At 71.9% G+C, this 24513-nt stretch carries 19 protein-coding genes; 10 read left to right on the forward strand and 9 right to left on the reverse strand.

Annotated elements, in window-relative coordinates; translation table 11 throughout:
• Nucleotides 1–83: 83 nt before the first annotated feature.
• From ABT085_RS22120 to ABT085_RS22140, 5 genes are all read right to left on the reverse strand, one after another.
• Nucleotides 84–1337 carry a styrene monooxygenase/indole monooxygenase family protein gene (locus ABT085_RS22120; protein ID WP_351610421.1) on the reverse strand — a complete coding sequence of 418 codons (1254 nt, stop codon included), beginning with the start codon at nucleotides 1335–1337 and terminating at the stop codon, nucleotides 84–86.
• Nucleotides 1338–1508: 171 nt separating this feature from the next.
• The gene (locus ABT085_RS22125; RefSeq protein ID WP_351610423.1) at nucleotides 1509–2150 is read right to left on the reverse strand and encodes a GTP-binding protein; all 642 of its coding nucleotides are present in this window, start codon (nucleotides 2148–2150) and stop codon (nucleotides 1509–1511) included.
• Entirely contained in the window at nucleotides 2131–2592 is a 462-nt protein-coding gene (locus tag ABT085_RS22130; RefSeq protein ID WP_152893806.1) for a DUF742 domain-containing protein, read from the reverse strand. Before ABT085_RS22130 ends, ABT085_RS22125 begins: the two co-directional genes overlap by 20 nt.
• Nucleotides 2589–3092 (reverse strand): roadblock/LC7 domain-containing protein, encoded by a 504-nt coding sequence (locus tag ABT085_RS22135; protein WP_351610426.1) that lies wholly within the window; start codon nucleotides 3090–3092, stop codon nucleotides 2589–2591. Before ABT085_RS22135 ends, ABT085_RS22130 begins: the two co-directional genes overlap by 4 nt.
• A complete protein-coding gene (locus ABT085_RS22140) occupies nucleotides 3089–6151 on the reverse strand; it encodes a sensor histidine kinase (protein ID WP_351610428.1) in 3063 nt (1020 codons plus the stop codon). Before ABT085_RS22140 ends, ABT085_RS22135 begins: the two co-directional genes overlap by 4 nt.
• A gap of 411 nt (nucleotides 6152–6562) precedes the next feature.
• Here ABT085_RS22140 and ABT085_RS22145 point away from each other — a divergent pair, with 411 nt between their 5' ends.
• Nucleotides 6563–7348 carry a hypothetical protein gene (locus ABT085_RS22145; RefSeq protein ID WP_351610430.1) on the forward strand — a complete coding sequence of 262 codons (786 nt, stop codon included), beginning with the start codon at nucleotides 6563–6565 and terminating at the stop codon, nucleotides 7346–7348.
• A 101-nt stretch (nucleotides 7349–7449) separates the two neighbouring features.
• On the opposite strand, the gene ABT085_RS22150 is transcribed toward ABT085_RS22145, so the two are convergent.
• On the reverse strand, nucleotides 7450–7941 hold the full coding sequence (locus ABT085_RS22150) for a MarR family winged helix-turn-helix transcriptional regulator (RefSeq protein ID WP_351610433.1): 492 nt from the start codon (nucleotides 7939–7941) through the stop codon (nucleotides 7450–7452).
• Between the two features lie 230 nt (nucleotides 7942–8171).
• Here ABT085_RS22150 and ABT085_RS22155 point away from each other — a divergent pair, with 230 nt between their 5' ends.
• The gene (locus ABT085_RS22155) at nucleotides 8172–8993 is read left to right on the forward strand and encodes a lysozyme (RefSeq protein WP_351610436.1); all 822 of its coding nucleotides are present in this window, start codon (nucleotides 8172–8174) and stop codon (nucleotides 8991–8993) included.
• A 111-nt stretch (nucleotides 8994–9104) separates the two neighbouring features.
• Here ABT085_RS22155 and lon read toward each other — a convergent pair whose 3' ends face one another.
• Nucleotides 9105–11519 (reverse strand): endopeptidase La, encoded by a 2415-nt coding sequence (gene lon / locus ABT085_RS22160; RefSeq protein ID WP_351610438.1) that lies wholly within the window; start codon nucleotides 11517–11519, stop codon nucleotides 9105–9107.
• Between the two features lie 295 nt (nucleotides 11520–11814).
• Between lon and ABT085_RS22165 the strand changes: the two genes are divergently transcribed.
• Entirely contained in the window at nucleotides 11815–12597 is a 783-nt protein-coding gene (locus ABT085_RS22165; RefSeq protein ID WP_351610440.1) for a GNAT family N-acetyltransferase, read from the forward strand.
• A 136-nt stretch (nucleotides 12598–12733) separates the two neighbouring features.
• Here the strand turns inward: ABT085_RS22165 and ABT085_RS22170 are convergent, their stop codons facing one another.
• Complete coding sequence (locus ABT085_RS22170) at nucleotides 12734–13678, reverse strand: rhomboid-like protein (RefSeq protein WP_351610443.1); 945 nt, start codon at nucleotides 13676–13678, stop codon at nucleotides 12734–12736.
• 247 nt (nucleotides 13679–13925) lie between these two features.
• On the opposite strand from ABT085_RS22170, the gene ABT085_RS22175 reads away from it, so the two are divergent.
• The 5 genes from ABT085_RS22175 to ABT085_RS22195 all read left to right on the forward strand — a co-directional run bounded on the left by ABT085_RS22175 (nucleotide 13926) and on the right by ABT085_RS22195 (nucleotide 21023).
• A complete protein-coding gene (locus ABT085_RS22175; RefSeq protein WP_351610446.1) occupies nucleotides 13926–14630 on the forward strand; it encodes a spermidine synthase family protein in 705 nt (234 codons plus the stop codon).
• Between the two features lie 123 nt (nucleotides 14631–14753).
• The gene (locus ABT085_RS22180) at nucleotides 14754–15494 is read left to right on the forward strand and encodes a response regulator transcription factor (protein ID WP_351610455.1); all 741 of its coding nucleotides are present in this window, start codon (nucleotides 14754–14756) and stop codon (nucleotides 15492–15494) included.
• Nucleotides 15491–16603 carry a HAMP domain-containing sensor histidine kinase gene (locus tag ABT085_RS22185; protein WP_351610458.1) on the forward strand — a complete coding sequence of 371 codons (1113 nt, stop codon included), beginning with the start codon at nucleotides 15491–15493 and terminating at the stop codon, nucleotides 16601–16603. The genes ABT085_RS22180 and ABT085_RS22185 overlap by 4 nt, the downstream gene beginning before the upstream one ends.
• A 291-nt stretch (nucleotides 16604–16894) precedes the next feature.
• Nucleotides 16895–20710: a multifunctional oxoglutarate decarboxylase/oxoglutarate dehydrogenase thiamine pyrophosphate-binding subunit/dihydrolipoyllysine-residue succinyltransferase subunit gene (locus ABT085_RS22190; RefSeq protein WP_351610461.1), complete on the forward strand. Its 3816-nt coding sequence runs from the start codon at nucleotides 16895–16897 to the stop codon at nucleotides 20708–20710.
• 130 nt (nucleotides 20711–20840) lie between these two features.
• On the forward strand, nucleotides 20841–21023 hold the full coding sequence (locus ABT085_RS22195; RefSeq protein WP_003961784.1) for a DUF6104 family protein: 183 nt from the start codon (nucleotides 20841–20843) through the stop codon (nucleotides 21021–21023).
• A gap of 344 nt (nucleotides 21024–21367) precedes the next feature.
• Here ABT085_RS22195 and ABT085_RS22200 read toward each other — a convergent pair whose 3' ends face one another.
• Nucleotides 21368–22318, reverse strand: a complete 951-nt coding sequence (locus ABT085_RS22200) for a hypothetical protein (protein WP_351610463.1) — start codon at nucleotides 22316–22318, stop codon at nucleotides 21368–21370.
• Between the two features lie 140 nt (nucleotides 22319–22458).
• On the opposite strand from ABT085_RS22200, the gene ABT085_RS22205 reads away from it, so the two are divergent.
• A complete protein-coding gene (locus ABT085_RS22205; RefSeq protein ID WP_351610466.1) occupies nucleotides 22459–23406 on the forward strand; it encodes a DUF4097 family beta strand repeat-containing protein in 948 nt (315 codons plus the stop codon).
• 1 nt (nucleotide 23407) lies between these two features.
• Entirely contained in the window at nucleotides 23408–24466 is a 1059-nt protein-coding gene (locus tag ABT085_RS22210; protein ID WP_351610468.1) for a PadR family transcriptional regulator, read from the forward strand.
• Nucleotides 24467–24513 lie beyond the last annotated feature (47 nt).

Consider the following 24513-nt stretch of genomic DNA (forward strand, 5'->3'; position numbering starts at 1 on the left):
GCGCCCCCCCCGGGGGGGGGCCGGCCCCCCTGGGGGGGCCCCCCCCCCCCCGGGGGGCCCCCCGCAGCCGGTGCGTCCGCCGGTCAGGCTCCGGCGACCGAGGCCAGGTAGGCGCCCGTCTTCTCCGGGTCGTAGAAGAAGTTCTCGAAGTCGGACGGGTCGTCGAAGCCGTTGGCGAAGCGGTCGGCGACCGGCTGGAGCTGGCCGGCGGCGCCGATGAGGTTCAGGATGTGCTCCGGCGGCGGGGCGAGCATCGCGTTGGTCCACTTGGTGACGTGCTGGGCGGTGTTCCAGTAGCGGTCGAAGGCCGACTGCATCCACGTCTCGTCGAACGGCTTGTCCTCGTGTTCGAGGATCGCGGCGAGGTAGGCGGCCGCGCACTTGGACGCCGAGTTGGAGCCCTGGCCGGTGATCGGGTCGTTGGCGACCACCACGTCGGCCACGCCCAGGACCAGACCGCCGCCGGGGAGGCGGCCGATGGGGTTGCGGACGGTCGGGGCGTACCGGCCGGCGAGCGTGCCGCCCGCGTCGGTGAGCTCGGCCTTGGTGGCCCGCGCGTACTCCCAGGGCGTGAACTTCTCCATCAGCGCCAGGGTCAGGGCGAGGTGCTCGGCCGGGTCCTTGACGCCGGCGAAGGCGTCGAGCGGGCCGCCGGGGATGCCCTCCCAGAACAGGATGTCCGCACGGCCGGAGGTGGTCAGCGTCGGCATGACGAACAGCTCGCCGACGCCGGGGACCAGGTTGCAGCGGACCGCGTCGAACTCCGGGTGCTCCGGGCGCGGGCCCAGGCCGTGGACGTACGAGACGGCGAGGGCGCGCTGCGGCGCGCTGTAGGGGGAGCGGGAGGCGTCCCGGCCGAACATCGAGACCAGTTCGCCCTTGCCCGCCGAGACGAGCACGAGGTCGTAGGCGCGGGAGAAGTAGTCGAGGTCGCCGACCGCCACGCCGTGGATGACCAGCTGGCCGCCGCGCTGGACGAACGTCTCCATCCAGCCGGCCATCTTCACCCGCTGGTCGACCGACTGGGCGTAGCCGTCCAGCTTGCCCACCCAGTCGATCGCCCGCTGCGAGGGGCCCGGGTCGAACGAGCCGGGGGCCGCGACCGAGACGCCGAGGCCCTCGATCTTCGGGGCCTGCGACTCCCAGAAGTTCAGCTGGAGGTCGCGCTCGTGCTGCAGTGCCGTGTGGAACATGCACTGGGTGGACATGACCCGGCCGGAACGGATCTCGTCCGCGGTCCGGTTGGACATCAGGGTGACCTCGTACCCGTGCGACTGGAGTCCGAGGGCGAGCTGGAGACCGGACTGACCGGCTCCGACGACGAGTATCTTCCGCATGCGAGTGGTGGCTCCTCTATCACGACTGCTCAGGACTCGGGACGCACGGAACCGGTGCCGGTGCCGTTCGATACTGCGCACAGCGGCCGGACTGCCGGACCGTCGGGGGCCGGCCGTCGGGCCGCGAAGAACTGCTCGGGACCGGTCCGGGACCGTCCGGACCGCTCGGGGCTACTCGGGGGTCTCTTGGAGTGCGTGGCCCACCAGCGCCAGCAGGGTCTCGATCACCGACACCCGGCCGCGCGCGTCCATGATCAGCACGGGGATGTGCTCGGGGACCGTCAACGCCTCCCGGACGTCCTCCGGTTCAAAGCTCTCCGTGTCGTCGAAGTGGTTGACCGCGACGACGTACGGCAGCCCGCAGCTCTCGAAGTAGTCCAGCGCCGGGAAGCAGTCCTTCAGGCGACGGGTGTCGGCCAGGACGACCGCGCCGATCGCGCCCCGCACCAGGTCGTCCCACATGAACCAGAACCGCTGCTGGCCCGGCGTGCCGAACAGGTAGAGCACCAGGTCGTCGTCGAGCGTGATGCGGCCGAAGTCCATGGCCACGGTGGTGGTCAGCTTGCCGGGCGTGCCGGTGAGGTCGTCGGTCTCCTCGCTCGCCTCGGTCATCAGCGCCTCCGTCTGGAGGGGCGTGATCTCCGAGACGGCGGTGACCAGCGTGGTCTTGCCGACCCCGAACCCGCCCGCGATCACGATCTTCGTCGCGATCGGGGCGCGGGTCCGGTCCGTCTGCCAGGGCTGCGACGGTTCGTCGGGCTCGGCGAACGAGGTGACGCCCGAGGCGGCGGCGTCAGAGACGACGGAGTCCACTCAGCACCCTTTCCAGCAGAGCGCGGTCAGGCCGGCCGACGCCGTGACCGGTTCCGGTTCCGTACACACGGATCTTTCCCTGGTCCGCGAGGTCGCTCAGTAGGACCCGGACCACACCGAGCGGCATGCTCAGCAGCGCGGCGATCTCGGCCACCGTACGCATCCGGCGGCACAGTTCGACGATGGCCAGCATCTCCGGCATGACCCGGGCGCTGAGGGGGCCCGCCCCGAGGCTCAGCGCGTGCGGGGTGCCGCTCGTCAGTTCCTTGCGCTCCTGCGGAGCCTCGATCGCGGCGGTGCTCGCCACGAACGTCTCGACGAGGAGGACATGGCCGAAGCGGGTACGGCCGCCGGTCAGCGAGTAGGGGCGTACGCGGGCGACCTTGCGGTCGCCGCCGCGGACCGGGAGATGCGGCCTGGAGTTACGGGGCGCGGTGCTCATCGGCCACTCCCCGTCGGCTCGCTCTCCAGGGATTTCCGCAGCTCGCTGCGGAGTTCGGGGGTCAGGACGTGTCCGGCCCGGCCGACGAAGAGCGCCATGTGGTACGCCACCACGCTCATGTCGCACTCCGCGGCTCCGTGGACGCCGAGCAGCGAGCCGTCGCTGATCGACATCACGAACAGGCTGCCCTCCTCCATGGCGATCATGGAGTGCTTGACCGTGCCGAAGTCCATCAGCTTGGCGGCGCCGATGGTGAGGCTGCCGATGCCGGAGACGATGGTGGCGAGGTCGGCGGAGGAGCCGCGTGGCCCCTTGGGCCTGTCGTCGAAGGCCTCGCGGGCCTCGGCGTTGCGGCCGGGGTCGGAGGACAGCAACAGCAGGCCGTCGGAGGAGACCACCGCGACCGACTGGATGCCTGGCACCTCCTCCACGAGGTTCGTCAGCAGCCAGTGCAGGTTCCGGGCCTCACTGCTCAGGCCGAAGGTACTGGTCGCGGTCAACTGCGTGCCTCCTCGACTGTGCCCCCCGTGGCGTCATCGCCAACTGCGTTCCGTTCGGGTGTCGCTGGTGTCGCTGCTGCGGCCGGTGCTGCTGGTCGGGCAGGCGCCGCCGGTTCCGCGGGTTGCGCGGCCGCCGCGGTCGGGACCTCGTTCCGGCCGGTCTGCTCCGCGATCTCCGCCGCCACCTCGCGGTGGCCTGCCTCCGCCCCCCGGCGGAAGCCACCGAGGCGGCGACGCAGCGCCTCGGCGTCGACGGATCCGCTGCGCTGCCTCGGTCCCGAGACGGGCGCGGTGATCTTCGGGGTGCGCTTGGGCAGCCCCTTGCTGGTGACAGGCTCCTCGGTCTCGTCCGGGGTGCGCTGGTGGCTGTCGGGGCCGATGGCGTAGGGGTCGGCGGCCGGGCCCGCGGCGGGCGCCGCCGGGACGGCGGGCGCGGCGGGCGCGGGCCGCTCGGGTGCCGGTGCCGGCTCCGGCTCGGCCGCGGGAGCCGGGATGAACAGCTCCATCGTGGTCTCGGCGGGGGACTCGGCAGGGATGCCGGGTCGCACCTGCGCGGGAACCTGCGCCCGCGCGGGAGCCGGTGCGGGCTCCTCTGCCGGAGCGGGCGACGCGTCGGCCTCCGGTACGGACGTCTCCGGTACGGCCGTCTCCGGTACGGACGACTCCGGTACGTCGGTGTCGGCGGCCGGGTCGACGTCCGTGATGGGTGCGACCGGCGTCGGTACGTCCGCCGGCGGCGTTTCGGTCTGCGGTACTTCGGCCTGCGGTGCTTCGGCCTGCGGTACGTCCGTCTCCGGTACGTCCGTCTCGTCGTCCGTGGAGGCTCGTACCGCCTGCTCCGCCAGGGTCACCAGCGGGTCGCGTCCGGCCGAACGGCCGCGCAGGACGTTGGAGTTGGCCTCCGCGTCGGCGCCCGGCAGCGCGTAGCCCTGCGCACCGCCGGCCGATGACCCGGCCGACGGGACGGCGGCCGGCGGGGCCGCGGCGAACAGGGTCTGCGGGAGCGCCACCACGGCCGCGATGCCGCCCTGCTTCTGCTCCCGCAGCTGCACGCGGACGTTGTGCCGGTGGGCCAGCCGGGCCACGACGTACAGGCCGAGCCCGAGACCGTCCGCGCCCTCCTGCTCGTAGGGGGACGCCGGGTCGAAGTCGGCGAGCCGGGCGTTGAGGCGGGTCAGCCGCTCCTCGGTGGTGCCGATGCCCTCGTCCTGGACGGAGAGCATGACCTCGCCGTTCTCCAGGAGCCAGGCGGAGACCTCCACGGGCACGTCCGGCGGGGAGAACGAGGTGGCGTTCTCCATGAGTTCGGCCAGCAGGTGCGAGAGGTCGTCGGCCGCGAAGCCGGCGACGTGCGCGTTCGGCGGCACCGCGGCGATGCGGACGCGCTCGTAGCGTTCGATCTCGCTGACCGCGGCCCGTACGACGTCGACGAGCGGGACGGGTCCGGCGTGCTGCTGGACGTGTTCGGTGCCGGCCAGCACCAGGAGGTTCTCGCTGTGCCGGCGCATGACCGTGGCGAAGTGGTCGAGCTTGAAGAGGGTGGCCAGCCGGTCGGGGTCCTGCTCGCGCTCCTCCAGGCCCTCGATGACGGCCAGCTGCCGCTCGACGAGGCCGAGGGTGCGCAGCGCGAGGTTGACGAAGGAGCCGCCGATGCTGGTGCGCAGCCGCTCCAGCTGGGCGGCGGAGCCGGTGAGCTCGGAGCGCAGTTCCTCGCGGGCGTCGGCCATCTTCTGGCGCTGGCCGACGAGGTGCTTGCGGTCGGTCTCCAGGGTGGTGATGCGCTCCTGGAGGGCGACCGCGTGCGCGTGCAGGGCGTTGACGGACCGCACGACCTGGGCGAACTCGTCGTTGCGGCCGGTGAACCTGACGGGTTCCTCGGCGGCCGGGTCGGCCGCCCCCGCCAGCCGGGCCGAGCCGCGGCGCAGCACGGACAGCGGCCTGGTCAGGGAGCGTGCCATGCCGGTGGCGATACCGACGGCGACCAGCATCAGCACGCCGAGCGCGGCGACGCGGATCTCCAGCGCGGTGACGTCGTCGTCGCGCAGCAGGCCCAGGTCCTTGGTGCGGTGGTCGTAGAGCGAGGACTCCGCGCCGCGCATCAGCTCGATCCGGGCGGTGAGCGCCGCGTCGAGCTTCTTGACGCTGGTGTTGAGCTCGCTGTCGGACAGTTCCGGCCGGTCGGTGAGGCGGGCGAGGTACTTGTCGGCGCTGTCGACCTCGGGGCCGGTGACCGTCGAGTCGTAGGTGTCGACGGTGGCCTTCGGCGCGGTCTCGTGGAAGTCGGCGAGGGCCGCGTCGGAGCGCACCCGGGCCTGCTGGGCGGCGGCGGTGAGGGCGTCGCGCTGCTTGGTGTCGGCGCCCGAGGAGACCGGGACCGTGTCCGTCAGGCCGGTGGTGGGGTTGTAGACCGACTCGGTGCTGGTCGGCACGTTCAGCGCGGCCAGGAGCAGCCCGCGGGCGGCCGCGGCCTGCTGTACGGCGGAGTCGAGCTCGGCGAGGGCGTGGGCGCCGGAGCCCGCGCGGGTGGGCATCCGGTCGGCGAGGCGCTCGGCGAGACGGTGGAGTTCGGTGATGGCGGCGGAGTACGCGCCATGCGTTTCGAGAGCGCTGCTCTTGCCGGTGAGCGCCGCTCTGCGTACGGCCGCGACATCGTCGAGGTCCGCGCGCAGCGAGGCGGGCACGTCCGGATCGGCGCGCAGTTCCTCCAGCAGCCGGTCGACCCGGGCGCTGCGGTCCTCGGCGGGCGCCTTGGACTTGGGCCGCCCGGCCGCGACGTAGGAGGTGATCTCGTCCCGTTCGTCGGCGAGCGAGTGGGCCAGCACCAGGGCGTCCTGGGTCTGGCCGGCCAGCGTCACCAGATCCTGGGAGTCCTTGAGCCGCCCCGAGGCGGCCAGCACCGACGGGGCTCCGGCGGCGGCTATGGCCGCGGCCACGACGGCCACCGCGACGATCAGCCGGTTGCGTACGTGGGTGGGACGGCCCTTGCCGACGGAGGAGCTCTGCGCGCCCCCTTCGGAGGCCGACTTCTTGTCTGCGCGCCGAGGCCGCGTCTTCTGCACCGGTGCTCGCATTCCTGACTCGTGTACCCATGGGTCCGGATGACGTTCCGTCAATCGGCTCGTACAACCTCCCCCGCATTCTCGGCTTCACCCGAGTCGGGGGGGCACTCCTCAATCGGCTCCCGACCCTCCCAGTGCCGGAGGGCAGCGGTCCGGCATCACCTGACCCGCCACCCGAAGGAGTGAACATCGGAGGGGAGTTGGTGGGCAAGTTCCCCCGGCACCCGCGACAGCGGTGCCCGGTGGGCCGGTTGGACGTGGGCGGCGGGCTTTGACAGTATTCGCCGCCGCACCTTCCCGGAACGTGCCATTCCGCCGCAAACCAGACGGCTGACCTGCGCCGGTGCGCCGATCCGGCGGCCGATGCCCCCCTTTCGCGCAAGTTGTGAAGAGGTGGTGCAGACTGGCCGAATGCGTACGGAACTTGTCTCGGCGCCCGGTCAACCCGACCGCCCCAACGAGGACTTCGCGAGCATCGGACTACCCGCATCCGGGCAAGGTGGCGCACTCGTCGCCCTGGACGGCGTGACACCACCACGGAGCGCGACGGGCTGTCTGCATTCGGTCCCCTGGTACACGGCACGTCTCGGGGGCGCCCTGACCGAAATGATCATTTCCCTCACCGATGTCCCGCTGACCGGGATTCTCGCCCGCGCCATCGCCCGTACCGCCGCGGCCCACGCGGACACCTGTGACCTTTCTCACCCGCGTACGCCGCAGGCAACCGTGGTCCTCGCCCGCTGGTCGCCGGAGGCGGTCGCGTACCTGGTGCTCTCCGACTCGGCGCTGCTGCTCCGGGCCCCCGACGGGACGGTCACCCCGGTCCTGGACGACCGCATCGCCCGGCTGCCGCGGGCCTCCCTGGCCACCGACGCCGTGGTGGACGCGACCGTCCGCAACAAGGAGGGCGGCTTCTTCACCGCGGCGGCCGATCCGTCCGTGGCCGCCCGCGCCGTGACCGGCAGCGTGCCCCGCGCCCAGGTCGGGGCGCTGGCCGCGCTGACGGACGGCGCGACGCGCTGGGTGGAGAAATTCCGGGAGGGCGACTGGGCGGACTGTCTCGCCCTCGTACGGAAGGAGGGGCCGGGGGCCCTGGTGGACCGGGTGCGGACGCTGGAGAACGCGGACGTCGACCGCCGCTTCCTGGGCCGCAGCAAGACGCACGACGACGCGACGGTCGTGTACGTGGAGTTCTAGACCGTCACAGAGTGGAGCGCCAGACCGTCACAGGGTGGAGCGCCGGGGCGGGCGCTCGGTGGGGCGGGGCCCGCGCGCCCCCGGGCGGGGCACGGCGGCCGTCAGCGCTCCATGCCCCGGTTCAGCTGCTGGAGCAGCCGGGCCAGTTCGGCGACCTCGCCGCGGTCCCAGTGCGCGAGCTGGTTCACGTACCGCGCCCGGCGGGCCTCTCGCACCTTGCCCACCCTGCTGCGGCCCTCCGGGGTGAGGTCCACCAGCCAGGCACGGCCGTCCGCCGGGTCGGGTTCGCGGGCGACCAGGCCGAGTTCCTCCAGGGCACGCAGCTGACGGGACATGGTGGCCTTGCCCACGCCGATGTAGCCGGCGAGCTCCGTGGCGCGCAGCCGGCCGCACTCCTCCAGTCGTACGAGGAGTCCGTACGCGGCGGGTTCGAGGTCCGGGTGGACCTCACGGGCCATCTCGCCCTGGTTGGCCCTGGCGCGCCGGAACAGCACCGTCAACTCGCGCTCCAGGGACAGGAATTCCTGGTCCACACCAATTCGCGACGGCTGCGCGTCATCTCGACGCGCGTTGCCGTTTCCGTGCTCGTGCACGTCAGCACCCCTGATCCGGTTTCCCGTTCCTGAAAGTTATCGCCAGAATCCGTCATCGCCGCAGCTCCATCAGTATTTCGCAGGCGTAGACCAACGGCGTCACCCAGACCCCCTTCCAGTACCTCTTCTACGTGCGTAGCGTCTTCGTCAGGCAACGCATGGCATGCCCACGCCACAACTGTGGGTGATCCGGCTCCTCCCCCCGCACCGCCAAGCCTCGGAGGCACGTCATGCCCGTGCACAGACCCGGCTCCATCCCCCCGCGCGCCGCCACCGCCGCCGTCGCGCTCCTGCTCGCAGCCTTCTCCCTCGCCGTCCCCGCCTCCGCGCAGGCGGCCGGCGTCCCGGCCCGCGGCTCCGCCTACATGGGCATCGGCGTCCTCGGCCACGACGGCGCGCACGGCTCCCCCGCGCCCGGCCTCGCCACCCAGACGGAGGGCGTGGACGTCTCCGGCTACCAGGGCAACGTCGCCTGGTCGACCCTGTGGAGCAGCGGGGTCAAGTGGGCGTACACCAAGGCCACGGAAGGCACGTACTACACGAACCCGTACTTCGCCCAGCAGTACAACGGCTCCTACAACGTCGGCATGATCCGGGGCGCGTACCACTTCGCCACCCCCGACACCACCAGCGGCGCCGCCCAGGCCGACTACTTCGTCGACCACGGCGGCGGCTGGTCCAAGGACGGCAGGACGCTGCCGGGCGCCCTCGACATCGAGTGGAACCCCTACGGCGCCGCCTGCTACGGCAAGACGACCAGCGCGATGGTGAGCTGGATCGCGGACTTCCTGAACACCTACAAGGCCCGCACCGGCCGGGACGCCGTGATCTACACGGCCACCAGCTGGTGGACCCAGTGCACCGGCAACTACGGCGGCTTCGCCTCGGCCGACCCGCTGTGGATCGCCCGGTACGCCTCGGACGCGGGGACGCTGCCCGCCGGCTGGTCGTACTACACGATGTGGCAGTACACGTCGTCCGGCCCGACGGTCGGCGACCACGACAAGTTCAACGGAGCCCTGGACCGGGTGGTCGCGCTCGCCAACGGCTGACCCGCGGCACGCGCCCACCCCCACCCCCGCACCCGCACAGGGCGAAGGCCCGGGTCACCGTCACGGTGACCCGGGCCTTCCCCGTCCGGTGCCCGCCGACCGGCACCGGGGTCAGGCCGCCACCGGCACCTCCGGCGACGCGCTGTTCGTGGCCGGCGCGAGCGCCAGCTCCAGGACCTGGCGGACGTCGGTGACGGCGTGCACGTCGAGCTTGTCCAGCACCTCCGCCGGGACGTCGTCCAGGTCGGGCTCGTTGCGCTTGGGGATGATCACCGTGGTGACCCCCGCCCGGTGCGCGGCGAGCAGCTTCTGCTTCACCCCGCCGATCGGCAGCACCCGCCCGGTCAGCGAGACCTCGCCGGTCATCGCCACGTCCGTACGGACCAGCCGGCCCGACAGCAGCGACGCGAGGGCCGTCGTCATCGTGATGCCTGCGCTCGGGCCGTCCTTGGGGACCGCGCCCGCCGGGAAGTGGATGTGCACACCCCGGTCCTTCAGATCGGCGACGGGCAGTTCCAGCTCGGCGCCGTGCGAGCGCAGGAAGCTCAGCGCGATCTGCGCCGACTCCTTCATCACGTCGCCCAGCTGACCGGTGAGGGTCAGGCCCGCCGCGCCCGTCTCCGGGTCGGCCAGCGACGCCTCGACGAAGAGGACGTCGCCGCCCGCGCCGGTGACCGCGAGCCCGGTGGCGACACCGGGGACGGCCGTGCGGCGCTCGGCCGGGTCCTGCGCGGACTCCGGCACATGGTGCGGCCGCCCGATCAGCGCGCGCAGGTCGGCGTCGGTGACGGTGAACGGAAGCTCCCGCTCGCCCAGTTCGTGCTGGGCCGCGACCTTGCGCAGCAGCCGGGCCAGGGACCGCTCCAGGGTGCGTACGCCCGCCTCACGGGTGTACTCGCCGGCGAGCTTGCGCAGCGCGCTCTCGTCCAGGGTCACCTCGTCGGCGCCGAGTCCGGCCCGCTCCAGCTGGCGCGGCAGCAGGTGGTCCCGGGCGATGACGACCTTCTCGTCCTCGGTGTAGCCGTCCAGGCGGACCAGCTCCATCCGGTCCAGCAGCGCCTCCGGGATGGCTTCGAGCACGTTGGCGGTGGCCAGGAACACCACGTCGGAGAGGTCGAGTTCGACCTCCAGGTAGTGGTCGCGGAAGGTGTGGTTCTGGGCCGGGTCGAGGACTTCGAGCAGGGCCGCGGCCGGGTCGCCGCGGAAGTCGGAGCCCACCTTGTCGATCTCGTCCAGCAGGACCACCGGGTTCATGGACCCGGCCTCCTTGACCGCCCGCACGATCCGGCCGGGCAGCGCGCCGACGTACGTACGCCGGTGGCCACGGATCTCGGCCTCGTCGCGGACGCCGCCGAGGGCGACCCGGACGAACTTGCGGCCCATGGCATGGGCGACCGATTCGCCCAGACTGGTCTTTCCGACACCCGGCGGGCCCACCAGGGCGAGCACGGCACCGCCGCGCCGGCCGCCGATGACACCCAGGCCGCGGTCCGTACGGCGCTTGCGCACCGCCAGGTACTCGGTGATCCGCTCCTTCACGTCGTCCAGCCCGGCGTGCTCGGCGTCCAGGACCGCCTTGGCGCCCTGGATGTCGTAGGCGTCCTCGGTCCGCTCGTTCCAGGGCAGTTCGAGGACGGTGTCGAGCCAGGTGCGGATCCAGGAACCCTCGGGCGACTGGTCGCTGGAGCGCTCCAGCTTGTCGACCTCCTTCAGGGCCGCCTCGCGGACCTTCTCGGGCAGGTCGGCGGCCTCGACCCGGGCGCGGTAGTCGTCGGACTCCTCGCCCTCCTTCTCGCCGTTCAGCTCGCGCAGTTCCTTGCGCACGGCCTCCAGCTGGCGCCGCAGCAGGAACTCGCGCTGCTGCTTGTCGACGCCCTCCTGGACGTCCTTCGCGATCGTCTCGGCCACGTCCTGCTCGGCGAGGTGGTCGCGCAGCTGCTGGGTCGCGAGCTTCAGCCGGGCCACCGGGTCGGTGGTCTCCAGCAGCTCCACCTTCTGGTCGGTGGTCAGGAACGGCGAGTAGCCGGAGTTGTCGGCGAGCGCGGAGACGTCCTCGATGGCCTGCACCCGGTCCACGACCTGCCAGGCGCCGCGCTTGCGCAGCCAGGCGGTCGCCAGGGCCTTGTACTCCTTGACGAGTTCGGTGACGTGGCCGGGCAGCGGCTCGGGCACGCTCTCGTCGATGCGGGTCGCCTCGACCCACAGGGCCGCGCCCGGTCCGGTGGTGCCGGCGCCGATGCGCACGCGGCCGCGGCCGCGGATCAGCGCGCCCGGGTCGCCGTCGGCCAGCCGGCCCACCTGCTCGACGGTGCCGAGCACACCGGTGCCCGCGTACGCCCCGTCGATCCGGGGCACCAGCAGCACCCTGGGCTTGCCGGGCTCCGAGCGCGCGGCGGCCTGGGCGGCCTCCACCGCGGCCCGCACGTCGGCGTCGTTCAGATCGAGCGGCACCACCATTCCGGGCAGCACGACCTCGTCGTCGAGCGGCAGCACAGGCAGAGTGAGCGGTGTGGACGTCGAAGCCATGATCTCCCCTTCGGCATGCAAGTTGAGCTATGCCGACTCAATGCACCTGAGCCTCCGAATGTTCCCCACCGGGTGTTCGCTCTGAGCGATCGACTCCGCCGCAACGGGTGACACCCGGCACAACACCGCCGGACCCCGTCTGCTTCCGCCCTCACCTCCCCGCTTCCCCCCTCTTCCCCGCCTCCCCTCCTCCCGCGGTTCCGCCCGCCTTCCGCTCCCCCGCTCCACCCCCGCTCCGCACGCCCCGCGAAAAGGTGTTGCCCGTGCCCGGTCCCCCGGCCGTACGTTCTTCCCCATGACGGAAACCCAGAGCCTGCTCGACGCCTACGACGCCCAGTTGCGCTGTGCCCCGCCGCCCGGAGTCGCGTACGAGTACGACGGCCCACTGCTCCGCCTCGACCTGGGCTTCCGCGGCTTCGTCAGCGGACCGCGCGATCTGGGCGGCCTGCGCGGGCGCGAGGTCGACGAGCTGATCGCACGGCAGCGGGACTTCTTCGCGGCCCGCGGACAGGCGGTGGAGTGGAAGGTCCGGGGGCACGACAGCCCGGCCGATCTCACGGACCGGCTGCGCGCGGCGGGCTTCGAGCCCGAGGCGCGGGAGACGGTCCTCATCGGATCCGTGGCGCGGCTGGCGGCGGAATCACCCGCCGCACCGGACGGCGTCACCGTGCGCCAGGTCACCGCGGACGCCGACCTGCGCCGGGTGGCGGCCCTGGAGACGGCGGTCTGGGGCCTGGACCTGAGCTCGATCGCCGACGACCTGACCGGGCGCGTGGCCCGCGCTCCGGAGGAGATCGCCGTCCTGGTCGCCGAGGCGCGGGGCGAGGTGGTCTGCGCGGCCTGGCTGACCTTCCGCCCCGGCAGCGACTTCGCCTCGCTGGCGGGCGGCTCGACGCTGCCCGAGTGGCGCGGCCGGGGGATCTACCGCGCCCTGCTGGCCGCCCGCGCCGAGCTCGCCGCCGCCCGGGGCGTCCCCCATCTGCACGTGGACGCCTCCGACGACAGCGAGCCCATCCTGCGCCGGCTCGGCTTCCGGGCGGTGACCACGACGACTCCTTACGTCTGGTCACCTCAGTAGGCAGGTCCTTGCGTGCGGTCACCGCGGCAGGCAGGCCCTTGTGTGCGGCCACCGCGACAGGCGGGCCCTTGCGTGCGGCCACCGCGACAGGAAGGTCCTTACGTGCGGCCACCGCGACAGGCGGGGCGGCGGGAGGTCACCGCGCCGCCACGGTGGCGGCGCGGCCGCGGTGCCAGCGGCGCGTCACCGGCCAGGTGGCGCAGCCGACCGCCAGGGACATCAGATGCCCCCAGTTCGTCATCGGGTCCGCGAACCCGATCAGGTCGCGCACCAGCATCGCGGCGAACACCACGAGCAACGGCCGGCCCAGCCACGGGGCGAGCAGACCCGTCAGGGCGCCGACACCGGCGGCGACCCCGAAGCTGATGCCGTAGTCGAGGCGGTGCAGGGAACTGGCGGGGAGACGGCCGGCCAGGACGGCCAGTCCCACCGGAACCTCGGTCGCGAGGGTCGCCGTGACGTGCCCGAGCAGGAAGACACCGGCCGTGCGCAGTCCTCCTATCCGCCGCTCCAGGGCGGTGAGGACGAGCAGACAGCAGATCGCGTAGACGGACAGAACCCCGCCCGCGATCCACAGCGCGCTGGCCAGCAGGACCAGTACGGGGGTGCGCACAAGGTGCGCCACGTCGGTGCTGGAGCCCTGGTGGAGGGTGTGCACCAGGGCGGGATCGGCGTAGGACGTGATCATTGAGGTGACGGCCAGCACGGCCGTGAAGGCGAAGGCGAACGGCGTTCCGGCGGGAGTGGGGAGCAGCCGCCAGGGACGCAGGCGCAGCCACGGCCGCGCCCCCGCGGCCGGCCCGGACGCCGGACCCCTGGCCGGACCTGACGCCGAACCCGCCGGACCCCTGGCCGGACCCGCCGCCGGGCGCGCTTCAGGCACCGCCCCGGGCGCCGCCGCGTACGGGGTCTCCGACGTGGTCGCCACGGCCGGGATCCACTGTCTGGGCATCCCGCCCAGCAGGGCGGAGGTGTCGGTGTCCGCGAGCGCCGGGCCCGGAGCCGCGGCATCCGCATCCGGGGCGTTCGCGAGGAAGTCGTCCGGATCCGCCGGGGAGGCGGCGGTCGCAGTCCGTTCCACGGTGAGGCGCTCCTTCCGGTTCGCCCCCACCCTTCGCGCACCACGGGGTCACTGTCTATGACCGGCGCCACGCACACGCCGATTCACAGCAACCTCCAATACAGCCCCCGCGTCCGGCACGACGCGGTACGGCACAGGAGCGGTACCCGGTGGCGGCGCCCGCGTACCGAGATGACTCCACGCGGGTGTGCCCCTGCGCCGGAGCAAATCCGTCAACGATCCGTCAGCAAAGTGCCAGGATGGGCCGATGCCCACGTCATACGACACTCCCGAAGTCCTGGACCGCCGCGAGGGCCCGTACGGCGAGGTCGTACTGCGCCGCCAGGGCGGGCTGTTGCAGATCATCGCCAACGGCTGCTTCCTGATGGACACCTCGGACGGCCGCTCGGAGCGGCTGCTCGTGGACGCGGCGCTCGCCGCGCTCGACGGCTTGCGCAGGCTGTCCGTCACCCGCGGTCACGACCGGCCGGCCGTGCTGGTCGGCGGTCTGGGGGTCGGTTTCTCGCTCGCGCACGCCGCGGCGAACCCGCGCTGGGGCCGGATCACCGTCGTGGAGCGCGAGCCCGCCGTCATCGACTGGCACCTTTCGGGCCCCCTGTCCGAAACCACCCGCGAGGCGCTCGCGGACCCGCGCACGGAGATCGTCCAGGCGGATCTGCTCGACTACATCGATGAGGCATTCGACACATTCGACGCACTGTGTCTCGACATCGACAACGGGCCGGACTGGACCGTCACCGAGGGCAACCAGGGGCTCTACGGCCCGGCCGGGCTGGCGAGTTGTGCGAGCGCTCTGAGATCCGGCGGAGTGCTGGCGGTGTGGTCGGCTCAGCCGTCCGCCGAATTCGAGGAAACCTTGCGAAATTCGGGGTTCACTCAAGTACGTACCGAAGAGGTACCAGTTGCCCGGGGTGTTCCGGACGTCGTCCACCTCGCCGTCCGACCTGGATAGCAAAGCCGCGGTGACTCCCCGTACGCTGCATCCCTGACGCGGATCATTCAAGCGTCAATCGCAAGCAGGCGCAGACCGAGGAATCACCCCACTGATTCCGGAGAGCACACTCAGGGGCGGGCGATGGAGCAGACACACACCTCCCACAACGGGACGGCCACGGCGACTCAGGGCGCCCAGCGGCGGGTCCTGGTGGTCGAGGACGACTCGACGATCGTGGACGCCATCGCGGCCCGACTTCGCGCCGAGGGATTCCTGGTGCAAACCGCGGGCGACGGGCCGGCGGCCGTCGACACCGCCGAGGCATGGCAGCCCGACCTGCTGATCCTCGACATCATGCTGCCCGGTTTCGACGGTCTGGAGGTCTGCCGTCGTGTGCAGGCCCAGCGGCCGGTGCCGGTGCTGATGCTGACCGCGCGTGACGACGAGACCGACATGCTGGTCGGGCTCGGCGTGGGCGCCGACGACTACATGACCAAGCCGTTCTCGATGCGGGAACTGGCCGCGCGGGTGCATGTGCTGCTGCGCCGGGTCGAGCGGGCCGTCGTGGCCGCCTCGACACCGCGCAGCGGCATACTGCGCCTCGGCGAGCTGGAGATCGACCACGCGCAGCGCCGGGTGCGGGTGCGCAGCGAGGACGTCCATCTGACGCCCACCGAGTTCGACCTGCTGGTGTGCCTGGCGAACACCCCGCGCGCGGTGCTCTCCCGTGAGCAGCTGCTGGCGGAGGTGTGGGACTGGGCGGACGCCTCCGGCACGCGTACGGTCGACAGTCACATCAAGGCGCTGCGCCGGAAGATCGGCGCCGAGCGGATCCGCACCGTGCACGGTGTGGGCTACGCGCTGGAGACCCCGACGCCATGAGCGACGGGCGGTCGGCCGCACGGAAGAGCCCCGGGGGCGAGCCCTGGGGCGGCGTACGCCCGTTCTCGATCAAGACCAAGCTGGGTGCGCTGGTAGTCATATCGGTGCTGATCACGACCGGGCTGTCGATGATCGCGGTGCACACCAAGACCGAGCTGCGCTTCATCACGGTCTTCTCGATGATCGCCACACTGCTCATCACGCAGTTCGTGGCGCACTCGCTCACCGCGCCGCTGGACGAGATGAACACGGTCGCCCGGTCCATCTCGCACGGCGACTACACCCGCCGGGTGAGCGAGAAACGCCGGGACGAGCTCGGCCACCTGGCGCAGACGATCAACGTCATGGCCGACGAGCTGGAAGCGCAGGACCTGCAGCGCAAGGAGCTGGTGGCCAACGTCTCGCACGAGCTGCGGACGCCCATCGCGGGGCTGCGCGCGGTGCTGGAGAACGTCGTGGACGGCATCTCGGTGGCGGACACCGAGACGATGCGCACCGCCCTGAAGCAGACCGAGCGGCTCGGGCGGCTGGTGGAGACACTGCTGGACCTGTCCCGGCTCGACAACGGGGTCGTACCGCTGCGCCAGCGGCGCTTCGAGGTCTGGCCGTATCTGTCCGGGGTGCTGAAGGAGGCCAACATGGTCGCCTCCGCGCGCGCGAGCATGGCCTCGGGCTCCGGCAGCCACACCCGCACGGACGTCCATCTCCACCTGGACGTGTCCCCGCCGGAGCTGACCGCGCACGCGGACCCCGAGCGCATCCACCAGGTCGTGGCCAACCTCATCGACAACGCGGTCAAGCACAGCCCGCCGCACGGCCGGGTGACGGTCCGGGCGCGGCGCGGGGCGCTGCCGGAGTCGCTGGAGCTGGAGGTCCTGGACGAGGGGCCCGGCATCCCCCGCTCGGAGTGGCACCGCGTCTTCGAGCGGTTCAACCGGGGAGCCGTCCGCCGGCCGCACGGTCCGGGCAGCGACGGCGGTACGGGACTGGGGCTGGCGATCGCCCGGTGGGCGGTGGATCTGCACGGCGGCCGCATCGGCGTGGCCGAATCCGACCGGGGGTGCAGGATCATCGTCACTCTCCCGGGACTGTCATCTGTGCCAAGTTGACGTAAAGTGCGAACCGGAGCCACAAGATCCACGGGCGTCCGCGCTGACGGACACGTGTGATCAGGCACAGGCCCACGTCAACGGCGTGCGAGGCCTCCTTCGACGAACCCTGACGCATCACCCACGTAGCGGAACCACATGTGTTTCCCGCCATTTCCAGGGCCGAAACACACTTTCTGATGTGACTTACACGACGTTGAACCGGCCTGGCCTGACCTTCCCGGCCAGGGGGGCGTAGCCTTTATTTCCGCTGTCCATCACCTTGTGAAGCGGAAGAGGGCGGTTGCCGCCGTGTCGCCACAGTCCCCCAGTAACGCATCGAGCCTCTCGACCGACGCAGACCAAGCGGGCAAGAACCCCGCTGCCGCGTTCGGCCCCAACGAGTGGCTCGTCGACGAGATCTATCAGCAGTACCTCCAGGACCCGAATTCGGTAGACCGCGCCTGGTGGGACTTCTTCGCCGACTACAAGCCGGGGACGGCTACCTCCCCGGCGCCGGCGAGCACTGCGGCCGCGGGGGCCGCAGGCGCTGCCGCCCCGGCACCCGCCGCCCCGGCCCAGGCCGCGCCCGCCGCCGCTCCGGCGGCCCCGGCCGTGCCCGCGCCGGCCCAGGCTCCCGCGAAGCCCGCCGCCGCCGCTCCGGCGCCCGCGGCCGCTCCGGCGAAGCCCGCCGCCGCGGCCCCGGCCGCCAAGGCGAAGGCCGCTCCGGCCGCCGAGGCCCCGGAGGGTCCCGAGTTCGTGACGCTGCGCGGTCCCTCCGCCGCGGTCGCCAAGAACATGAACGCCTCCCTGGAGCTGCCCACGGCCACGTCCGTGCGCGCGGTCCCGGTGAAGCTGCTGTTCGACAACCGCATCGTCATCAACAACCACCTCAAGCGCGCCCGGGGCGGGAAGATCTCCTTCACGCACCTGATCGGCTTCGCGATGGTGCAGGCCATCAAGGCCATGCCGTCGATGAACTGGCACTACGCGGAGAAGGACGGGAAGCCCACCCTCGTCAAGCCCGCGCACGTCAACTTCGGTCTCGCCATCGACCTGGTGAAGCCGAACGGCGACCGCCAGCTCGTCGTCGCCGGCATCAAGAAGGCCGAGACGCTGAACTTCTTCGAGTTCTGGCAGGCCTACGAGGACATCGTCCGCCGCGCCCGCGACGGCAAGCTGACGATGGACGACTTCACCGGTGTCACGGTCTCCCTGACCAACCCCGGCGGCCTCGGCACCGTCCACTCGGTCCCGCGTCTGATGCCCGGCCAGTCGGTCATCATGGGCGTCGGCTCCATGGACTACCCCGCGGAGTTCCAGGGCACCTCCCAGGACACCCTGAACAAGCTCGGCATCTCGAAGGTCATGACGCTCACGTCGACCTACGACCACCGGGTGATCCAGGGCGCGGCCTCCGGCGAGTTCCTCCGGATCGTCGCGAACTTCCTCCTCGGCGAGCAGGGCTTCTACGACGGCATCTTCGCCTCGCTGCGCATCCCCTACGAGCCGGTCCGCTGGCTCAAGGACATCGACGCCAGCCACGACGACGACGTCACCAAGGCCGCCCGGGTCTTCGAGCTGATCCACTCCTACCGGGTCCGCGGCCACGTCATGGCCGACACCGACCCGCTGGAGTACCGCCAGCGCAAGCACCCCGACCTGGACATCACCGAGCACGGGCTCACCCTGTGGGACCTGGAGCGCGAGTTCGCCGTCGGCGGCTTCTCGGGCAAGTCCCTGATGAAGCTGCGCGACATCCTCGGCGTGCTGCGCGACTCGTACTGCCGCACCACCGGCATCGAGTTCATGCACATCCAGGACCCCAAGCAGCGCAAGTGGATCCAGGACCGCGTCGAGCGCCCCCACGCCCGCGTGGAGCGCGAGGAGCAGCTGCGCATCCTGCGCCGGCTGAACGCGGCGGAGGCTTTCGAGACCTTCCTCCAGACGAAGTACGTCGGCCAGAAGCGCTTCTCCCTGGAGGGCGGCGAGTCCGTCATCCCGCTGCTCGACGCGGTGATCGACTCCGCGGCCGAGTCGCGCCTCGACGAGGTCGTCATCGGCATGGCCCACCGCGGCCGCCTGAACGTCCTCGCCAACATCGTCGGCAAGTCGTACGCGCAGATCTTCCGCGAGTTCGAGGGCAACCTCGACCCGAAGTCGATGCACGGCTCCGGCGACGTGAAGTACCACCTGGGCGCCGAGGGCACCTTCACCGGCCTGGACGGCGAGCAGATCAAGGTCTCGCTGGCCGCGAACCCGTCCCACCTGGAGACGGTCGACCCGATCATCGAGGGCATCGCCCGCGCCAAGCAGGACGTCATCAACAAGGGCGGCACGGACTTCACGGTGCTGCCGGTGGCGATCCACGGCGACGCGGCCTTCGCGGGTCAGGGCGTGGTGGCCGAGACCCTGAACATGTCGCAGCTGCGGGGCTACCGCACCGGTGGCACGGTCCACATCGTCATCAACAACCAGGTCGGCTTCACCGCGGCCCCCGAGTCCTCGCGTTCCTCCATGTACGCGACGGACGTGGCCCGCATGATCGAGGCCCCGATCTTCCACGTGAACGGCGACGACCCGGAGGCCGTGGTCCGCGTCGCGCGGCTGGCCTTCGAGTTCCGCCAGGCGTTCAACAAGGACGTGGTGATCGACCTCCTGTGCTACCGCCGCCGCGGTCACAACGAGTCGGACAACCCGGCCTTCACCCAGCCGCTGATGTACGACCTGATCGACAAGAAGCGCTCGGTGCGCAAGCTCTACACCGAGTCCCTCATCGGTCGCGGCGACATCACCCTGGAAGAGGCCGAGCAGGCGCTCCAGGACTACCAGGGCCAGCTGGAGAAGGTCTTCACGGAGGTCCGCGAGGCCACCGCGCAGCCGACCGCCACCGCCCCGTCCGACCCGCAGGCCGAGTTCCCGGTCGCGGTGAACACGGCGGTGTCCGCGGAGACGGTCAAGCGGATCGCCGAGTCCCAGGTCAACATCCCCGACCACGTCACCGTCCACCCGCGCCTGCTGCCGCAGCTCCAGCGCCGGGCGGCCATGGTCGAGGACGGCACCATCGACTGGGGCATGGGCGAGACCCTCGCCTTCGGCTCCCTCCTGCTGGAGGGCGTCCCGGTGCGCCTGGCCGGCCAGGACTCGCAGCGCGGTACGTTCGGCCAGCGTCACGCGGTGATCATCGACCGTCAGACGGGCGAGGACTTCACGCCGCTGCTGTACCTGTCCGAGGACCAGGCCCGCCTGAACGTCTACAACTCCCTGCTGTCCGAGTACGCGGCGATGGGCTTCGAGTACGGCTACTCGCTGGCCCGCCCCGACGCGCTCGTGATGTGGGAGGCGCAGTTCGGCGACTTCGTCAACGGCGCGCAGACGGTCGTCGACGAGTACATCTCCGCGTCGGAGCAGAAGTGGGGCCAGACCTCCGGCGTCACCCTGCTCCTCCCGCACGGCTACGAGGGCCAGGGCCCGGACCACTCGTCCGCCCGCCCGGAGCGTTTCCTCCAGCTGTGCGCGCAGAACAACATGACGGTCGCGATGCCCACGCTCCCGTCGAACTACTTCCACCTCCTGCGGTGGCAGGTGCACAACCCGCACCACAAGCCGCTGATCGTCTTCACCCCGAAGTCGATGCTGCGCCTGAAGGCCGCGGCCTCGAAGGCGGAGGAGTTCACGAGCGGCCAGTTCCGCCCGGTCATCGGCGACGCGAAGGCCGACCCGGCCGCGGTGAAGAAGGTCGTCTTCTGCGCCGGCAAGGTCTACTACGACCTGGAGGCCGAGCGTCAGAAGCGTGGCGCCTCGGACCCCGCGGCCGCCGAGACGGCGATCATCCGGCTGGAGCGCCTGTACCCGCTGCCGGGTGCCGAGCTCCAGGCCGAGATCGCCAAGTACCCGAACGCGGAGAAGTACCTCTGGGCCCAGGAGGAGCCGGCCAACCAGGGTGCCTGGCCGTTCATCGCCCTGAACCTGATCGACCACCTGGACCTGGCCGTCGGCGCGGACGTGCCGCACGGCGAGCGTCTGCGCCGTATCTCGCGTCCGCACTCGTCGTCCCCGGCGGTGGGCTCGGCGAAGCGGCACCAGGCGGAGCAGGAGCAGCTGGTCCGTGAGGTGTTCGAGGCCTAGGCCCCGCGCATCCGGTCGTCCCGCGGCCCCGTCCCCGGCCCTCGTGGCCAGGGACGGGGCCGCGTTCGTTCCCCCAGCGGGCGGGATAGCCTGGAGGGGTCGTTGACGCCCAGTTCTTTGCGGAGCATTCGTGTACTTCACCGACCGCGGCATCGAGGAGCTCGAGAAGCGCCGGGGCGAGGAGGAGGTCACCTTCGAGTGGCTCGCCGAGCAGCTGCGTACGTTCGTCGACCTCAACCCGGACTTCGAGGTGCCGGTGGAGCGTCTGGCGACGTGGCTGGCCCGGCTGGACGACGAGGACGAGGACGAGTAGGCGTCCGTAGGGCTTCTGCCGCTGCCGGACGGATCGTTCGGCTGCCGTACGGCCTTGGCCCGCTGCCGTGCGGCTGTTTTCGGGTGCCGTGAGGCTTCTCCAGTCGCCGAGCGACTTCTGTCTCCGCCCTACGGTTTCCGCCCGCTGCCGGACGGCCGTTTTCGGGTGCCGTGAGGCTTCTCCGGCCGCCGAGCGACTCCTGTTCTCTGCCGTACGGCTTCCTCCCGCTGCCGTGCGGCTGCATCCGGGTGCCGTGAGGCTTCTCCCGCTGCCGTCCCGGTGAGGCGGCGGCCCGTTCCGCCGGGGGTGCCGGACCGGCGCCCCTGTCCTGCGGCCGCCGGCCGTCAGTCGCGTGGCCTGCCCAGGTCGTACAGCAGCCCCAGCGCCCCGTGGGCCAGGAGCAGCGTGCCCGAGGTGACCCAGCCGCCGTTGCGGCGCCGCAGTCCCCAGGCGGTGAGCGGGAGGCCCGCCGCCACCTGGGCGAGGGCGAGGACCTGGGCTCCGGGGGTCCCCGCGTAGGGGAGCAAGGGGCCCGGAAGACCGCGCCCGTCCCCGCTCCCGGCGGTACCGGGCACCCTCGGCCCGGGTTCTGTGACGGTGGCCGCCGGGCGAGGAGTGTCCGGCCGGCCGGGCTCCTGGATCTCCTGTGTGCCGGGGCAGGACCGGGCCGCCTCCCGAAGACGGCCGGCGGACTCACCGGGAGTGAGGCCCGGCGGCAGGGCGACCCCCGCCCGGGCGAGAACCGCCAGCAGGCCTCCCAGCCGGGCACGGGCGTCGCCCCCGAAGCCGGGGCCGGGACCGGGACCGAAGCCGGGACCGGGACCGGGACCGAAGCCGGGGCCGGGGCCTGAGCAGGTCAGGGCTTCCAGGAACGGCAGGTCGGCGACCGGGTCGAGGTCCAGGCGGGCCGCGAAGGTGCGCATGGCCTCCTCCTCGCCGGCCGGGGTGCCGTCCGTGAGCCAGACGTAGCCGACGGGACGGCGGTAACCGGACGCGAGGGTGTAGCCGGCCCGGTCGGCGTCCCACCACAACGCCAGTACGGGCCAGGGCGCACCGACGGCCAGAGCGGTCGCCCAGCCGGTGGCGACGCGGTCGACCGGTTCGCCCTCCTGCCGCCACGGCCTGCCCTCGGGCACGAGGACGCTCCACGTCGCACCGGCCGACGTGAGCAGGACACGGTCGCGCATCGGACGGGCGGTGGGGGCGACGGAGCCGGGGTCCGCCCGGCAGAGCAGCAGGGCTCCCTGGGCGGGGCGGCCCGGCCGGGCACGCGGCCCGAAGTCTTCCGTCGGCATGTTCACACGCTATGTCCACGCGTCAGCTCTGTGTGATCGGTGATCGCCAGAACGGGTGCCTTGACATTCGACGGCCGCGATATATCGTGATTGAAGGAGACGCGATATGGCGCGTTCTTGCCGTCCTGGAGGTCCGCACCATGTCCGAGTGGTCCGTCGCAGAGCCGAGGAAGCTCACCTTCGACGAGCCGGTGAGCGAACTGCACGTGCGCATCGTCAACGGAACAGTGAACGTCGTGGGCACGGACGAAGGTTCCGCCCGGCTCGAGGTGTCCGAGGTCGAGGGCCCGCCCCTGATCGTCACCCAGCGCAACGGCACCCTGACGGTGGCGTACGAGGACCTGCCGTGGAAGGGCTTCCTGAAGTGGCTCGACCACAAGGGCTGGCGGCGCAGTGCCGTCGTCTCCCTGGCGGTGCCCGCCCGCACCCGTGTCGAGGTCGGTGTCGTCGGAGCCACGGCCATGGTCTCCGGCATCGACGGGGACGCCGAGGTGAAGGGGGTCAGCGGCGACACCACGCTGGTGGGACTGGCGGGCCCGGTCCGCGCGGACACCGTCTCGGGGAACGTGGAGGCCCAGGCCCTCAGCGGGGATCTCCGCTTCCACTCCGTCTCGGGCGACCTGACCGTGGTCGAGGCCGCCGGGTCCTGTGTGAAGGCCGACTCCGTGAGCGGCTCGATGATCGTCGACGTCGACTCGAAGAACAGCCCCGCGGAGATCAGCCTGACCAGCGTCTCCGGTGAGATCGCCATCCGGCTGCCGCACCCGGCGGACGCGCAGGTGGAGGCGAACACCGCGAGCGGCACCGTCTCCAACGCCTTCGAGGACCTCCGGGTCAGCGGCCAGTGGGGCGCCAAGCGGATCACCGGACGGCTCGGCGCGGGCAGCGGCCGGCTGAAGGCGACGACGGTCTCCGGGTCCATCGCCCTGCTGCGCCGACCCCCCGCGGAGGACGAACCGTGGGAGGGGCGGACGGAGGCGACACCTTCGCCCGGCGGTCCGGACGAGGACCCCCGCCCGGCCGACGGCCCGACCGGTGCCCCCGCGGACGGCACGACCGACGGCTCGATCGACAAGAAGGTGCTCTGACATGCCTCCCGTCTTCGCCCATGGCCGTCTGCGCCTCTATCTGCTGAAGCTGCTGGACGAGGCCCCGCGCCACGGCTACGAGGTGATCCGCCTCCTCGAGGAGCGCTTCCAGGGTCTGTACGCCCCGTCGGCGGGCACGGTCTACCCCCGGCTGGCGAAGCTGGAGGCGGAGGGCCTGGTCACGCACACCACCGAGGGCGGCCGCAAGGTGTACGCCATCACGGACGCCGGCCGCGCCGAACTGGCCGACCGCAGCGGCGAACTGGCCGATCTGGAACTGGAGATCCGGGAGTCGGTCGCGGAACTGGCCGCCGAGATCCGCGCCGATGTGCGTGGCGCCGCCGGTGATCTGCGCCGTGAGATGCGGGCGGCGGCCTCGGAGGCCCGGCGGGGCGGCTCGGTATCCGGGGAGCACCGGACCGGCGGCGACCACGGCGACTTCGGGGACTTCGGGGACAAGGAGGCGTGGCGGGCCGCCAAGGAGGAGATGCGCCGCGCCAAGCAGGAGTGGAAGGAGCAGGCCCGCCGCGCCAAGGACGAGAGCCGCCGGGCCCGCGAGGAGGCCCAGCGGGCCCGGCGCCAGGCGAAGGAGGCGCAGGACAGGGCCAGGAGCCAGGCGCAGGAGGAGTTGCAGCGCATCTCCCGGCGGGTCCAGGAGCAGGTGCAGGACCACTTCGAGCGGGGCGACTGGCCCACGGGCCTGCGGGAGGGCCTGACCGAACTCGCCAAGGAGTTCGGCGATTTCGGGAAAGAATTCGGTAAGGAATTCGGCAGGGACCTCGGCTTCGGCCGTACCGGTGGGGGCGGCGGGGGTGCCGGCTCCGAGAAGGCGGCGCCCGGACCGGAGTACGGCCGTACACCGGAGGACTTCCCGGCCGGCTACGAACCGGCCTGGGCCCACGAGGACCTCACCGGCGATCCGGCCCGCGATCTGGACCGGCTGCTCGACCGCTTCCGGGACGACATCCGGGACGCGGCCCGCGACCACGGCGTCACCGCGGACCAGCTCCGTGACGCCCGCGGTCATCTCTCCGCGGCGGCGGAGTCGTTGTCTACGTAGGCCGAGCCGATCTGGATGGCGTCGTTGGCCGGGTCGGCCACCTGTTC

It is taken from the genome of Streptomyces sp. NPDC002265 (assembly GCF_040296125.1).
Lineage (GTDB): Bacteria > Actinomycetota > Actinomycetes > Streptomycetales > Streptomycetaceae > Streptomyces.